The organism is Prevotella mikamonis (assembly GCF_055381405.1).
In genome coordinates, this window is sequence record NZ_AP035785.1 from 806,935 (window position 1) to 822,102 (window position 15,168).

Below are 15,168 nucleotides of genomic sequence, written 5' to 3' on the forward strand. Positions count from 1 at the left end.
CAACGAATATAGAATAAGTTATAAAAACAAATATAGATATGAAGAATTATTCAAAGTATGTATTAGGCACAATGTGCATGGTAGCCATTGGCCTTTCGGCAGGCTCATTCATCAAAGCAAATGCAACCGGAAGTACTAGCGCAGCGATAGCAGGTCAGCCTGTAGACTTGACTTATGCTTCGGAGAAAGCTCTTCCTGCTGTAGTTCATATAAAGTATGTCCAAAACTCAAAGACGCAGACGGTAGATGTACCCAGCGATCCGTTCGGTGGTTTTTTCGACCCATTCGGTTTCTTCGGTAATCCCAATGACGGCAACAATGGCGGAACACGCAGACGACAAATCCAAACACCAAAGAAGGAAGCTACCGGTAGTGGAGTCATCATCAGCGCCGACGGATATATCGTGACCAACAATCACGTTGTGGAAGGCGCAGACGAACTGACTATCACACTGAATGACAACCGGGAATATTCTGCAAGAATCATAGGGACTGACAAAATGACCGACTTAGCCCTTATCAAGGTCAATGGCAAGAATCTTCCTACTATGCCTATTGGCAATTCTGACGAATTAAAAGTCGGAGAATGGGTTATTGCCGTAGGTAATCCCTATGGACTTAACAATACAGTTACAGCAGGTATCGTCAGTGCGAAAGCCCGCTCTCTATATGCCAATGGTGTGGAAAGCTTTATCCAGACCGATGCAGCCATTAATCCAGGCAACTCCGGTGGTGCACTTGTCAATGCCCGTGGAGAGCTTATCGGTATCAATGCAATGCTGTATTCCCAGACTGGTTCGTACAACGGATATGGATTTGCCATCCCAACAACCATTATGAACAAAGTAGTAGCCGACCTCAAACAGTACGGTACAGTACAAAGAGCCGTCTTAGGTATCAGAGGACAAGATGTATTGAACTACATCAATGCCCAGAAAGAAAAGAACAAGGAAGTTGACTTGGGAACAAATACCGGTATCTACGTAGCAGAGGTTGAAGAAGGTGGTTCGGCTGCAACGGCAGGACTCAAGGCTGGCGACGTCATCACCAACATTGACGGCAAGGAAGTAACCAAGATGGCCGAGTTGCAAGAAGTGTTGGCCAAGAAGCGCCCCGGCGAAAAGGTCAGCATCACATACTTGCACAACAAGGCTAAATCTACTAAGAGCGTCACACTGAAAAATGCTCAAGGTAATACAAGTGTCATGAAGACCGCAGATCTCGATGTACTGGGTGCCAGCTTCCGCCCTGTCGGCGAATCGACCAAACAGCAACTGGATATTAACTTCGGTCTTGAAGTCACCAAGGTATCGGATGGAGCTATCAAAGAAGGTGGGATTACCTCTGGATTCATCATTCAGTATGCCAACGATACGCCGATAAAGTCTATCAACGATTTGCAAGAAGCTGTTAAGGCTGCCTCGACAAGCAAGGACCCTGTTCTTATTATCAAGGGAACGTGGCCTACAGGAAAGAAAGACTATAAAGTTGTAAAAGTCAATCAATAAACGACTTACGACAAGTAATAATACAGGACTTGATTTTCAATTTTGAAAAATCAAGTCCTTTTTTCTTTTACATTGATATACTGGCAACAACTATGCAAAAAAGAGTAAAACGTTTGCACATTTTATTGGAAACACTTAACTTTGCATTTGGCTTAAATTCCATAGCTAATGCGACAACTGAAAATCACAAAATCTATTACCAATCGAGAGAGTGCCTCTCTGGATAAATACTTACAGGAGATAGGGCACGAAGACCTTATCTCGGTAGATGAGGAAGTAGAATTGGCGCAACGTATCAAGAAAGGAGACAGACGCGCATTGGAACGCTTGACCAAAGCTAATCTCAGATTTGTCGTATCGGTAGCTAAACAATACCAAAACCAGGGATTGAGTTTGCCAGACTTAATCAATGAGGGTAATGTGGGATTAATCAAAGCCACGGAAAAATTTGATGGGACTCGCGGATTCAAATTCATCTCATACGCCGTGTGGTGGATAAGACAAAGCATCCTTCAGGCTATAGCCGAACAAAGCCGAATCGTCAGGCTGCCACTCAACCAAGTGGGTTCTGTCAATAAGATTAATCAAATCTCAAACAAGTTTGAGCAGGAATACGAAAGACGACCCAGCATTGAAGAGATTGCTGAAAAGATAGATATTCCGGAAGAAAAAATTGCCGAGGCAATGAAGGTTAATGGCAGACATCTCTCGATGGATGCCCCTATCATGGAAGGTGAAGACAATAGCTTGCTAGACATTCTGACAAATGCCGATGCCCCCTTGGCAGATAGCCAGCTTGTTCAGGAATCACTGAAAGACGAGATATCCCATGCACTGCAAATACTAAACGAACGCGAAAGAAATATCATCGTAGCGTTTTTCGGTATCGGTCAGCAGGAAATGACGTTGGAGGAAATAGGAAACAAATATGACTTGACACGTGAACGTGTCAGGCAAATAAAGGAAAAGGCTATCAGAAGATTGCGCCATAATGGACAAAATAAACTGTTAAAGTCTTATCTAGGTCAATAATATTAAATATATCTATAATAGAATGAAAGTAAGATTTTTCGCCATGCTGCTTGCCAGCATACTTTTCACATCACATACGTATGCGGGCAAAAAGAAGAGCAATGAAGTATATATGTATGGCTTTGCCGCTTCGTTCAACGACTCTACAGTCTATTTCACAGACATTCAGCAAGTGAATGCTGCATGGATAGACAACGATGGTTTTCTATATAGCAGAGACAATTATTCTTATCAACTGAAAGACTATCTTGCCAAGCAAGGATTCAATCATGCCACTTGCATAACTACCTACAGTGATAATCGAAAGGATATAGAAAAAAAGTATCTAAAGACGAAAAAGAAATATACATCGAGCAAGGGGAAGGTTAAGAATCATTATTCAATCAAGTATCTTACCTCTGCCGATTTCTCCTATAAACCGATAACTCCTGATGAACAGGAGAAGGCAAAGGCCCTCCATAAGAAGAATAAGAAAAAAGCATCTAAGCAAACAAAAAAGTAATACACTGCTGATAGGAGTTTTTACGTCAGTTAGAGGTAAAACGGCTCACTATCCTTATAAAATATATCTGGGTGACAAATTGTTTTTCGATAGCAGGTCTATATATTCGTATTATATTTGACAATGACAAATATAATATATTGGATTTAATACCTTCATTTGCTCCTTTTCAAATAGAGAATATTCCCGATAGAGAAAAGGTTCTGTTCAGTCTAACCGTTGACGACGAATTGGCTCAGAAAGAAGCATCGGAAGTTCAACTCGTCAGAAACTTTGATACCGGCAACGGCGATACAGCTGTATTCCATATTGCCGGCGGAGGGTATCAATATATAATCAAGAATATACGTGATGTACAATGCTGCCTGTTGCAGACTGATAAAGACTTCCATAACTGCCATTGTTCCTTAGATGGCAATCATATTCAGCGTAGCTTTGGCTTGAATAATGCACTGATGCTCGTCTTTGCTTTCGCTTCATGCAGACATCAGGCTCTGTTGATTCACGCCTCGGTTGTGAGTAAAGACGGTTATGGATATGCTTTCATTGCCAAAAGCGGTACTGGAAAAAGTACCCAATCCAGCATGTGGCTTCAAAGCATCCCTGACTGTGAACTGGTGAACGATGACAATCCCGTGGTTCGAATCATTGATGATATACCTTATATATATGGTAGCCCATGGAGTGGAAAAACCGCATGCTACCGCAATATCAGGGTGAAACTGGGGGCTATTGTACGAATAGACAGAGCAAGCAAAAACAGTATTGATAAATTAAGTCCAACAGAAGCATTTGCTTCTATCCTTCCCTCTTGCTCGGCCATGAAGTGGGATCATACTATATTTATCAATCTTTGCAATACCATCTCTCGGCTTATTGAAAAAAGAGCTAGCTATATTCTACATTGTCTACCCAATAAAGAATCTGCTTTATTATGTCACAAGACAATCGCAATCCAAACAAAATAGTACTCCCGAACTCAGTCTTGATTCCTAAAATCGTCTCACTGATAGAAGAAGGAAACCACACTGTCACGCTTCGCATGAGTGGCTGGAGCATGCAACCATTCTTGGACAACAACCGGGATATAGCCCTGCTAGCCAAAGTGACAACATTACATGTAGGCGATGCTGTACTGGCCGAGATAAGTCCTCAAAAATATGTATTCCATCGTATTGTCAAAATAGAAGGTGACGATATTACACTGCAAGGCGACGGAAATATAGGTAAGGAATACTGTAAGCGAGAGAATGTCAAGGCAATCGGTATCGGATTCTACAGGAAAGGGCGTAAAACGCTAGATAGCACCGGCGGATATAAATGGAAAATTTATTCTTGGATTTGGATGCACTGTCCATTCCGGAGATATATGCTAGCTGCATATCGTAGAATTTGGATTCCAATAACAAGAACTAACATACAATCATCATGAAGATAAAAGAAGGATTTACACTACTAGATGTCTGCGGAGAACACATCGTAGTTGCAGAAGGAGAAACTAATATTGACTTTAACAATATACTCAGCCTAAGTGATAGTGCCAGTTTTCTCTGGGAGAATATTAAAGACAAAGATTTCAATGTTGACACTCTAGCCACATTACTGACCGATGAATATGAGGTTAGTTACGAAATAGCTAAAAGAGATAGCCAAATCTTGATAGACAAATTGCTTGAAATGGGAATCATTGCATAAGTAGATACAACGCAATAAAAATAGTGATAATAAATGAAGGTCGGCTACTGTCTTTAGTAACCGACCTTCATTATATCTCTACATTACATCTTTCCTATTTCAAATGGTCTTTAAACCATGAATAGATTTGTCTCAATAAGTGATTGCGTGTTTCTCCACCATATATGCTATGGTTGCGATTCACATAGAAGTTTTCCTTAAAGTCTTTACCAGCCTGAATCAAGGCTTCTGAATATTCAAAAGCGTTTTGCACATGTACATTATCATCTGTGACACCATGGCAAATCAACAAGTCGCCATTCAAAGCCCTGGCCCTTGATATCGGATTTTGATTATAACCCTGAGGATTTTCCTTTGGAGTACGCATGTAACGCTCTGTGTATACTGTATCATAAAACTTCCAATTAGTCGGAGGAGCTACGGCCACTCCAGCATAGAATACAGGCCGCCCTTCACTCATACTCATGAGCGTATTGAAGCCTCCATAGCTCCATCCCCATATCCCGATATGCTTTCCGTCAACATAACTCTGCTTTGACAACCAGAGCGCAGTTTCTACCTGGTCTTTAGACTCCAGGTCTCCTAGATTCAGATAAGTACACTTCTCCCACTCTGCCCCTCGGCCACCAGTTCCACGACCATCTACACAAACTACAATAAAGCCGTTTTGTGCCAGAAAGTAATCAAAAGCACCGCCATTGCCCATAGAACCGATATTCCAGGAATTAACTACTTGCTGGCTTCCCGGTCCACTATACTGGAAAAGAATAACAGGATACTTTTTAGAAGAGTCAAAGTTTGCCGGCTTAACCATCCAACCATCTAGTTTCACCCCCTCGAAAGTTATAAACGAGAAGAATTCTTTCTCGGTAAATCCATATTTAGCAATAGTTGCTGTCAACTCAGCATTATCAATTGGGGTATCTAAAACCTTTCCGGAATTAGTGCGTATAGTATACACATAGGGATGGTTTGCATCACTCCAGGTATTGACAAAGTGCTTATAATCTCCAGAAAATATCGCAGAATTCCAACCAGCCTGATTGGTCAAGATTTCCATCTTGCCATTTTTGTGGAAAACCAAGACCTGTCTGTCATGTGGATTCTTCAATGCCGCTTGGCAGTATATATCTCCATTGGTTTCATCATATCCGTAAATATCTGTGATATCATAGTTTCCTGCTCCAACTTTTCGCTGAAGCTGACCAGTCATTGTATACAGATATAACTTCATATATCCATCCCTATCACTCGGAAGCAATATGCTATTCTTCCCGATAATCACATTCTCCAATGCCTCTTCTTTCACGTATTTCCCTGCTTGCTCTTTGATAATGAGCTGTGCAAGGGTCGTTCTTGGATTTACAGCATAAAGACATAGCTCATTTTGATGCCTATTCATTGTAAACACAATCATCGTATTCGCTTCATTTCCGACCTTGAGACGAGGAATATAACCATCTTTATCAATAGGTACTTGAAGTTGCTTTGTTTGATGAGACTGTATATCATAGCTCCACGCAGAGACTACAGAATTGTCATAACCCGCCTTAGGATATTTGTAGGAATAGTAAGATGGATAATCAACATTTTCTTTTCTTACAGGTGCATCACCTTTAAAAAATTGCAAATCATAGGTCTTGACCTTAGATTCATCATACTTAATCCAACATAACATAGAGCCGTCGGCATTAAAACTTAATGAACAGTTGGTCGAAAATTCTTCTTCATTTACCCAATCAGGAAGCCCGTTTATAATATGATTAGATTTCCCGTCTTTGGTTACTTGCGACTCTGCATTGTCATATAGCAACTTCACCAGATAAATATTATTCTCTCTGACAAAAGCTACCTGATATCCATCGGGAGACCATATTGGCATCTGCTGTGGTCCTCCATCTGATAATGGTACAAGTTTTTTTGAAGCTATAGTATATATATAGAATGTGGCACTAAACGATCTTCTGTATATGCGCTTGGTATTTGTCTGGATAAGGATAAACTTACCATTGGGCGAAAATTTGTATCCATCTATTCTAGTAATCTTATGCCCAATCGTATTGGCAACGTCAAACAACACTTCCTGCTGCTTACCTGTTGCAAATGAATACTTCAAAATCTGAGTCCCATCAGCATTAATACTGGCATAGGAATCTGTTCCTGCTATCGGATTAAGGCCATTCAAGTGTTTTCCGGCAAACACGCCTCTGGTTATATCAGCTATTGTTATCTTCTCTACAGCATGTAAACTAGTTGCTAACAATAGACTTGAAACAAGCATGGTTAAAAGTTTCTTCATTTGAATAATATTTCGGTTTAACTGCAAAATTACTGAAAAATCACTAATTTTGCAATCAATTACACGTATTTATGGCTCAGGAATTACATTACAATGACTTTGGAACTTGGATGAAAGCCAGACTACCATTCAAAGTACAGAAAATTTCAATTAATGCAGGCTTCACATGTCCCAACAGAGATGGAAGAATAGGTCATGGTGGATGTACTTTCTGTGACAATAGTACATTTAGTCCATCCTATTGCAACATCAGCAAATCTATCCAAAAACAGTTGCAAGAAGGTAAACAGTTCTTCTCTAGGAAATACCCAGAGATGAAATATCTTGCTTACTTTCAAGCCTATACCAATACGTATGAGTCCTTGGATATACTTAAATCTAAATACGAGCAGGCATTTTCAGATGAAGATATTGTAGGCATTGTAGTCGGCACACGGCCAGATTGCATTAATAAGGAGTTGTTGGAGTATTTCCAACAACTGAGTAAAGAATACTTTGTATTAATAGAATATGGAATAGAAAGTACCAATGAACTAACCTTAAAACGCATAAACAGAGGTCATACTTATCAGTGTAGTAAAGAAATCATCCAACAGACTCATGATTATAACATTCTCACAGGTGGACACGTCATCCTTGGACTACCGGGAGAAAACAGAGATACCATGCTGGAACAAGCAGATGAAATATCCAAACTACCCCTGGACTTATTAAAAATACATCAGCTACAAGTGATAACAGGCACAGAAATGGCACGAGAATACCAGAAACAGCCGTTTGAAGTATTTACAGTAGAAGCATATATTGAATTACTTGCTGAATACATTGCAAGATTAAATCCCTCTATTACGCTGGATCGTTTCGTCAGCCAATCACCAGAAAATAAATTGATAGCTCCCAAATGGGGACTTAAAAACTACCAATTCACAAACTTACTCAACAACTATTTGCAGGAGAAAGGAATATACCAAGGACAGAAATATAATTCCAAAAGTTCAATTAACCCATGAGCTTATCATCCTCCAATTCCATTAATTGCCGGATAGACATCTTCTTATGAGTCTTCATGAATTGTTCTATTCTATCCACATATACTGTTTGGAAGGTGTGATTATCCATTAACTTATTGACAACCCACATCACTTTCCCCATGTGAACAGCTTTCAATTTAAGCGTCTCCTGATCATTCTGTCCCAATGGTGCGGGGTAATAGCTGAGCAAATAGAAACTTACACAATCCGGAACTATATACTCACGTGTCATCGTAGACCGTTGTTGCTCGTCATAATACTTAACATAAGGAGCAAAATCACTACCTAAATATTTATCCAGAGAAATTCCTATCAATCCATCTCCAATAACAACACTTTGGTTGAATGCCCCTATCTGTGTGTAAATTTCAGGAACAGGTATATGAGGGATGGCACGTCCCAATCGCTTAAAAGTCTTATACATCAATTGACTGATATCTGTCATATCCACATACTGTGAGTCTACAGCCGAGATAACATCTTGCAATAGAGAATCCTGAAAATAATTCAGCCACCGACTATTAATCTCCGGCTCATTCACATCTCCCAGATTCAATACATTCTCTATTAATGTACGCGTCTCTATAGGGTAATCTGTATTCATTTGTTGAAGTGCCGAAAAGTCTCCCGTAGTCAAATATCGGCTTTCCAATCTATCAAAACGGTGTATCACAATACTGCGATGTTCTTTCTCATCTGTATTGTTAAACTTAAACTCACATGACGAACAGAGCCATATAAGTGGAAGCAATATGTAGCACAAGTATTTCAAAAATGAATATAGTTTCTCTGTGCAAATATAGTATTTTTTATGTTTTTCGCAAAATTTTAAGCTAAAATAATTAAATTTATGTTGAAAATAAAATTTAAATAGAAACTATTCATGCGTAGAAAGTGCTGTAAAATACTTCTTACCTCCAACATAGTATGCCCACAAAATAGATGGCAAGATATTCATGTGCAGACTTTCCACAATTCTTGTCGCCTGAATTCTTTCTCTGTCAGCTTTAAAAGAATCGACCATATGCTTAAATGCACGCCGTGCTCGGTAAACCGCCTTGAAGTCTCCAACATTTCTATTTACAATAAGAGTTTGCCAAGCTGCCAGATAATCCAAGAACCATCTCCACCTCATGACCCTGCTTAACTCTTCGTCTGGCAGATTTTTATAAAGCATCAATAGATTATTTCTAAAATTAAGGAAAGTCTTCTGCGGATTACCTTGAGGTAAAGTAGCACCACCTAAATGATATACTACACTCTGTGGAATTACAACTATCTTGCGACCAAGATTTCTCAAACGCCAACAAAGGTCTATCTCCTCATTATGAGCAAAGAATCGTTCATCAAATCCATTAACAGCCCTAAAATCATCAGCTCGGATAACCAAACAAGCTCCTGTTGCCCACATAATTTCACGAATATCATCATATTGTCCCCTATCGGCTTCTAAGACATTAAAGATACGACCTCGACAATAAGGATAACCCAAACTATCAAGGAAACCTCCTGATGCTCCCGCATACTCAAATTGCCCTTTATCTAAAACTGACAATAATTTCGGTTGGCATGCAGCGACATCAGGATGTGCATCCATATATGCCATGAATGGTCTTAGCCAACCCTCCGTTACTTCCACATCAGAGTTTAAGATGACATAATAATCTGCCGATATAGTCTGAAGGGCATGATTGTATCCGCCGGCAAAACCATAATTCTTATCCAACTGTACAATTCGTACTGTTGGAAAATTATTTTGCAACAATTTCACAGAATTGTCTGTAGAGGCATTATCCGCTACCCAGACATCCGCTTCATCTGAATATCTGATAACCGATGGCAGATACTTCTTTAACAGCTCTGCCCCATTCCAATTCAATACGACGACCGCTATTTTCATGTAAGAATGGCTCTTAAAGCATTTCTCTTGAGGTTAAAATCACCTAAGGTAACTTTCATTATCTGATTATCATACTTTTCCTTAGACAAGGATGCCGGCAACTCTACCCGTATGTAATTCTCGGTAAATCCATTCATAGCCTTTCCCCTTGGTGCTTTTTCAAAGAGAACAAGAGCTTCTTTACCAATATAATCCTTATAAAATTGCTGAGTCATTGAGTCGGACAACTCCAACAGACGCTGCGATCTGACCTTCTTTTCTTTATCGTCAACAATATAAGGAATGGAGAGTGCCCTCGTCCCCGGTCGTTCAGAATAGGGAAAAACGTGCAACTGTGCAATAGGTAAAGAGGCCAAGAACTCGTAACAATCCTCAAAATATTCCGGTTTTTCTCCACGACATCCCACCATAACATCCACACCGATAAAAGCATCGGGCATCTTCTCTTTGATAAAATGAATTTTGTGGGCAAAGAGTTCTCTGTCATATTGCCGGTGCATCAACTTTAAGACCTCATTACTTCCACTCTGGAGAGGAATATGAAAATGAGGCATAAATGCACGAGAGGAAGCACAATAATCTATTAGCTCATCACTACACAAATCCGGTTCAAGACTGCTGATACGAAACCGTTCTATTCCTTCTACCCTATCCAAAGCCTTTACCAAATCCAAAAAAGATTCATGCGTGGTCCTCCCGAAATCACCGATGTTGACTCCAGTCAAAACGATTTCCTTACCTCCCTCTTTCACCGCGTCTTCTGCTTGAGCCACCAGAGAAGATATTGAAGGATTTCTGGAAAAACCTCTGGCATAAGGAATAGTACAATAGGTACAAAAATAATTACACCCATCTTGTACTTTCAAGAAATATCTTGTCCTATTTCCACGTGAGCACGACGGCTGAAAGGTTTTTATATCTTTCGTCTTGACAGAATGGAAACGGTGCAAATGCTCATCCTTACCACTACTATCTGCATTCCAGGCATCGTTTAAGTACTGTATGAGGTTAGCCTTTTCATTGCTGCCAAGTACTAAATCAACGCCATCTATCTGGCTCACCTTTTCCGATTCCAACTGGGCATAGCAACCTGTCACGATAACGAAAGCACCAGGATTATTACGCACCAGCTTATGAATAGCCTGACGACATTTATGGTCTGCTACTTCCGTCACCGAGCATGTATTCACCAAACAGATATCAGCCTTTTCATTTTCTGCTACCGGTACAATACCCATTTCCCCCAACATTCGTTCAAATGTCGATGTTTCGGAATAATTCAGCTTGCAACCCAACGTATAGTAAGCCGCCTTCTTACCCTGAAATGCAGAACTATCAATCATATATACACTTTACCAATTTAAAAATAAAAAGGCCAATCAGCATTACTACCAATCAGCCTCTTTTCAGACGAATATTTGGAAAGTGATTCCGTTGGGGTTCGAACCCAAGACCCACAGCTTAGAAGGCTGTTGCTCTAATCCAACTGAGCTACGGAACCTTTAACCAATCAGTTCCATCTGAAACCGGACGCAAAATTAGTAATTTAAAGTGAAACTACCAAATTTTAACTTGCATTTTGCAAGCATTCCTCACTGAACTTTTCTGTTTCAAGAGACGCTGGAACTACTGAAAGCACAGTACTACTCTAAATGACAAAGTGGATAATCCTTTATCGGGATTATCCACTTGTCTTCATGTTGAATACTACGAATTAGAATGTAACTCTCAAACCAATCTGTGCATGCCATCTACTGTAGAAGTCACTGATTGTGGGAGCATTGCCTACATAAGTGTACTTTGCCACCTGATTGCCCTTGGCATCCTTTGATGTACCGTCAACTTGCAAGATGTTCTCATTATAAGAACTTGCATAGTATGTACCCCAATTATGGTTGAGCATATTAGCCACGTTGACAATATCCAGTACCAATTCTACCTTGCTGCCCCTATCCTTCAGATAGTAGAAATCCTGAGAAATGTGTAAATCAAAGTGATTTTCCCAAGGAGCGGCTGTACCATTACGTCTAGCATATTGTCCTCTGTGTTCACGAGCATACTTGTTGGAAGCAATCCATTTTCCAAAAGCTTCCTTACCTTCTGCAGCTGTTGCAACTACTTTGCCTTCATTGTTTTTAGCATCAACAAATGTCATTGCCGCTAATTCTGTCTCTGTCGGGATATATAACAAGGTATTACCTGTACGATAGTCACCATTGAATGAAGCAGATTGCTTATCAGACATCGTTAAGCTATAACGCTGGCCACTATATCCGTTGTATGTAAGAGACACATGAGTCTGCCAACGACCATTGCCATAACGCGGTGAGTTATAGTTAGCCATTGCCAACACGCGATGAGGTATATCAAACATAGAGTATTCTACTTTCTGCACATTAGGATCGGTACAATACAGATAACCCCAGTTAGAAGCTGCCACGGAAGATGTACCATCATTCACAGAATAAGAATGCCCAAATGTGTAGCTAGCCATCAAATCCAAACCAAACTTGAAGCTCTTCTCTACCTTTGCGCTCAAGCTATAGCTATAGCCTTTATTCGTATTCTTGATATTAATAATCTGGTTGTAGCTGCCTCTTACACTGCTGTAATATGTTGTAGCAGAGTTTTCAAAATCACTATTAACAGCATATACTTTTCCATTCTCTTTCAAAGCCAGATTCTCGAACCATACATTATTGAGATTCTTTGAATACAAGCCCTCCAAAGTCAACTTGAAATCATAAGGCAATACTTGTTCCCAAGCCAGGTTTGTACGGAATACTTGTGGGAATTTGAAATGACGGTCAATTGTGTTGACAACAGGCTTGTCTGCTGTTCCCTTTGCCGAGTTGGCAGCTTTTTCTGCATCTGCACCGTACTTTGAGAAACTGGGAGCGTTAGGACTATAAATAGTTACACCCTTCATCTCAATACCAGTATTAGCCCATGCGTTCTCTACCCAAACAAATGGAGCACGGCCATTGAAGATACCTAAACCTCCACGGAGTTGAGAACTGTGACTATCGTTCAAGAACCAACGGAAACCAGCGCGCGGAGATACCATCACACTGGAACTTGGCTTACGACCTACGTTCACACCGTAAGTAGTTGCATAGTCAGAAGCATTGAATTCAGGATTGGTAGATGGTGAGTTAAAGTAAACCGGAATATCGAAACGAATACCATAGGTAAGTTGGAACAAAGTAGACACATCCCACTTATCCTGGGCGTAGAATCCAAACTGGCCAGCCTTGAAAGGCGTTGCCCATCTCTTTGTACCGGTAACGGCCTCATCGGAATACTTCCAGACAAATTGCCTTGCAGTATCATTCATGAAGTCCGTAATCGTATTGTAAACATATTGTCCGTTAGCAGCTTGGATAAAGGCATTCTTCATATTGTAGATTTCATTGTGGGTTCCGAATGTAAAGGTATGGTTCCCTCTATACCACGAAAGATTGTCTTCCAAAGTCCAGATATCCTGATTCAGATTGTTTACACCTGAAGAATACTCTGTTCCCAAATATATTGCATACTTAGCAGAACCGGTCTCCGAACCGGTCTTAACATCATAGTTACCTGCACCGGAAATATAAACATTAGGACCAGAGTAAGGAATGGCACGCTCATCTCTGATGAAACTTACACCGGCACGCAATTCATTGTACAGCGAAGCACTCAAATGAGAGTTCAACTCGGCCACGAATGAATTGGTCTTATCTTTCATTCTGTATCCAGAATTATTGAAATAATAAGTCTTTGAACTTGCTGTGTATACGTCTTTATAAGAATCATTCATCTGGTATCTCAGAGCAAACTTGTTGTTGGCATTGATATTCCAATCCAGACGCCCCAATACAGACCATGACTGAGTATCGATATTTCTGGGATTATAAGCATCTGTCAGTCCGGTCACCTTAGCATATCTATCCAATATAGCTGCCGCTGTAGCATCAGACAGGAAGTAACCTTCTGCACCAGGATAGTAAGTTGCGGGATATGAATCTTTCTTATATTCCACACTTCCGAAGAAGAACAATTTGTCTTTGATGATAGGACCACCTACCGTAAAACCGAGAGTCTTGGTACTCTCATCTGTCAACTTCTGTTTCTTACCATACTGCTGACTCCATTTAGAATACATATTCTGATCGGTATAATAACCGTATGCAGTAGCACGGAACACGTTAGTACCCGACTTGGTAATCGCATTGATAGCACCACCGGTAAATCCACTCTGGCGGACATCGAATGGAGAAGCTACCACCTGAATCTGCTCAACAGCATCCATAGAGATAGGATTGGCACCAGTCTGACCACCATTCGTACCACTAGAAGCAAGACCAAACACGTCGTTGCTTACAACACCGTCGATCTGGAACGAATTGTAGCGGTTGTTAGTACCGGCAATTGTAATACCACCAAACTTATTCGAGTTTACCAGTGGAGACAGCTTGGCTACGTCGTATACATTACGGTCAATCGTCGGTGCGTTATCAATATTCTGCTGTGAAAAATTTGAAGAAGCACCCATACCACCTCTTCCTGCAACTCCAGTTACCGTAACTTCACCTAACACCTGAGCATCTTCCTTCAAATCTGCATTGATGGCAGTAGCTTCACCCAGAATCAAGCTGATGTTGTTTCTTACATCATCCTTATAACCAATATAGGAGATAGAGATTGTGTAAGGGCCACCAACACGCATACCCTGAATAACATAACGTCCCTTGTCATTAGTAACAGCATTATACCGTGTACCAGATGGCACGTGAACGGCCGTAATGGTAGCACCGATAACATCCTGACCATCAGCCACGACCTTACCATTAATGCTAGAAGTTGTTACTTGAGCCATTAAAGATGATGTTGTCAACAAAAGGAGCATCATCAGAAAGAGCAATCTTTTCTGCATAACTTTGATTAATAAAATTTAATTTATACCTACGAGGAATCCCCCTAAATAAATAATTCACTGCAAATTTAAATAATTTTATCCAAACGACTGTTACAAAATTGTTAAAATGACAAAGTTGTTTTACATAAAACAGCGAAAAAAGAAAATCAAACAGAGAAACAACAAATTTGTAATGTGCAAATAGCTAAAATCAGATAGGATTTTTAAAGATACTACAATATCACGTGGTATAACCGGCTCTTCTCCACCACAGAATCACCCTTCAAAATATGCAGGGGCT

General features: G+C 40.2%; 12 protein-coding genes and 1 tRNA gene. 7 read left to right on the forward strand and 6 right to left on the reverse strand.

The features are described 5' to 3' along the window. The first annotated feature begins 38 nt into the window (after positions 1-38). The 6 genes from ACZ42L_RS03505 (at position 39) to ACZ42L_RS03530 (ending at position 4,737) form a co-directional block, all read left to right on the forward strand. Positions 39-1,508, forward strand: a complete 1,470-nt coding sequence (locus ACZ42L_RS03505) for a Do family serine endopeptidase (protein WP_464700784.1) — start codon at positions 39-41, stop codon at positions 1,506-1,508. Positions 1,509-1,676: 168 nt separating this feature from the next. Then, positions 1,677-2,540, forward strand: a complete 864-nt coding sequence (locus ACZ42L_RS03510; RefSeq protein ID WP_464716625.1) for a sigma-70 family RNA polymerase sigma factor — start codon at positions 1,677-1,679, stop codon at positions 2,538-2,540. 22 nt (positions 2,541-2,562) lie between these two features. Next, entirely contained in the window at positions 2,563-3,042 is a 480-nt protein-coding gene (locus tag ACZ42L_RS03515) for a hypothetical protein (protein WP_464700788.1), read from the forward strand. Positions 3,043-3,107: 65 nt separating this feature from the next. Continuing rightward, positions 3,108-4,010, forward strand: a complete 903-nt coding sequence (locus ACZ42L_RS03520) for a hypothetical protein (protein WP_464701642.1) — start codon at positions 3,108-3,110, stop codon at positions 4,008-4,010. Continuing rightward, complete coding sequence (locus ACZ42L_RS03525) at positions 3,977-4,474, forward strand: S24/S26 family peptidase (RefSeq protein WP_464700790.1); 498 nt, start codon at positions 3,977-3,979, stop codon at positions 4,472-4,474. Before ACZ42L_RS03520 ends, ACZ42L_RS03525 begins: the two co-directional genes overlap by 34 nt. Beyond that, entirely contained in the window at positions 4,471-4,737 is a 267-nt protein-coding gene (locus ACZ42L_RS03530) for a PqqD family protein (RefSeq protein ID WP_464700792.1), read from the forward strand. The genes ACZ42L_RS03525 and ACZ42L_RS03530 overlap by 4 nt, the downstream gene beginning before the upstream one ends. A gap of 94 nt (positions 4,738-4,831) precedes the next feature. Here the strand turns inward: ACZ42L_RS03530 and ACZ42L_RS03535 are convergent, their stop codons facing one another. Continuing rightward, positions 4,832-7,036, reverse strand: coding sequence for a S9 family peptidase (locus ACZ42L_RS03535; protein WP_464716626.1), 2,205 nt, complete (start codon positions 7,034-7,036; stop codon positions 4,832-4,834). Between the two features lie 71 nt (positions 7,037-7,107). Here ACZ42L_RS03535 and mnmL point away from each other — a divergent pair, with 71 nt between their 5' ends. Then, complete coding sequence (gene mnmL / locus ACZ42L_RS03540) at positions 7,108-8,046, forward strand: tRNA modification radical SAM protein MnmL/YtqA (protein WP_464716627.1); 939 nt, start codon at positions 7,108-7,110, stop codon at positions 8,044-8,046. Here mnmL and ACZ42L_RS03545 read toward each other — a convergent pair. The 5 genes from ACZ42L_RS03545 to ACZ42L_RS03565 all read right to left on the reverse strand — a co-directional run bounded on the left by ACZ42L_RS03545 (position 8,036) and on the right by ACZ42L_RS03565 (position 14,885). Next, a complete protein-coding gene (locus tag ACZ42L_RS03545) occupies positions 8,036-8,740 on the reverse strand; it encodes a gliding motility protein GldB-related protein (protein ID WP_464716628.1) in 705 nt (234 codons plus the stop codon). The genes mnmL and ACZ42L_RS03545 overlap by 11 nt on opposite strands. Before the next feature lie 204 nt (positions 8,741-8,944). Further along, positions 8,945-9,967: a glycosyltransferase family 2 protein gene (locus ACZ42L_RS03550; RefSeq protein ID WP_464716629.1), complete on the reverse strand. Its 1,023-nt coding sequence runs from the start codon at positions 9,965-9,967 to the stop codon at positions 8,945-8,947. Further along, positions 9,964-11,310: a tRNA (N(6)-L-threonylcarbamoyladenosine(37)-C(2))-methylthiotransferase MtaB gene (mtaB, locus tag ACZ42L_RS03555; protein ID WP_464716630.1), complete on the reverse strand. Its 1,347-nt coding sequence runs from the start codon at positions 11,308-11,310 to the stop codon at positions 9,964-9,966. Before mtaB ends, ACZ42L_RS03550 begins: the two co-directional genes overlap by 4 nt. Positions 11,311-11,393: 83 nt before the next feature. After that, positions 11,394-11,468, reverse strand: a tRNA-Arg gene (locus ACZ42L_RS03560). Between the two features lie 213 nt (positions 11,469-11,681). Further along, positions 11,682-14,885, reverse strand: a complete 3,204-nt coding sequence (locus tag ACZ42L_RS03565; protein WP_464700802.1) for a TonB-dependent receptor — start codon at positions 14,883-14,885, stop codon at positions 11,682-11,684. Positions 14,886-15,168 lie beyond the last annotated feature (283 nt).

Coding starts and splice junctions, on each gene's coding strand:
- ACZ42L_RS03505 (WP_464700784.1), top strand. CDS start 39: ATGAAGAATTATTCAAAGTATGTATTAGGCACAATGTGCATGGTAGCC.
- ACZ42L_RS03510 (WP_464716625.1), top strand. CDS start 1,677: ATGCGACAACTGAAAATCACAAAATCTATTACCAATCGAGAGAGTGCC.
- ACZ42L_RS03515 (WP_464700788.1), top strand. CDS start 2,563: ATGAAAGTAAGATTTTTCGCCATGCTGCTTGCCAGCATACTTTTCACA.
- ACZ42L_RS03525 (WP_464700790.1), top strand. CDS start 3,977: ATGTCACAAGACAATCGCAATCCAAACAAAATAGTACTCCCGAACTCA.
- ACZ42L_RS03530 (WP_464700792.1), top strand. CDS start 4,471: ATGAAGATAAAAGAAGGATTTACACTACTAGATGTCTGCGGAGAACAC.
- ACZ42L_RS03535 (WP_464716626.1), bottom strand. CDS start 7,036: ATGAAGAAACTTTTAACCATGCTTGTTTCAAGTCTATTGTTAGCAACT.
- mnmL (WP_464716627.1), top strand. CDS start 7,108: ATGGCTCAGGAATTACATTACAATGACTTTGGAACTTGGATGAAAGCC.
- ACZ42L_RS03550 (WP_464716629.1), bottom strand. CDS start 9,967: ATGAAAATAGCGGTCGTCGTATTGAATTGGAATGGGGCAGAGCTGTTA.
- mtaB (WP_464716630.1), bottom strand. CDS start 11,310: ATGATTGATAGTTCTGCATTTCAGGGTAAGAAGGCGGCTTACTATACG.
- ACZ42L_RS03565 (WP_464700802.1), bottom strand. CDS start 14,885: ATGCAGAAAAGATTGCTCTTTCTGATGATGCTCCTTTTGTTGACAACA.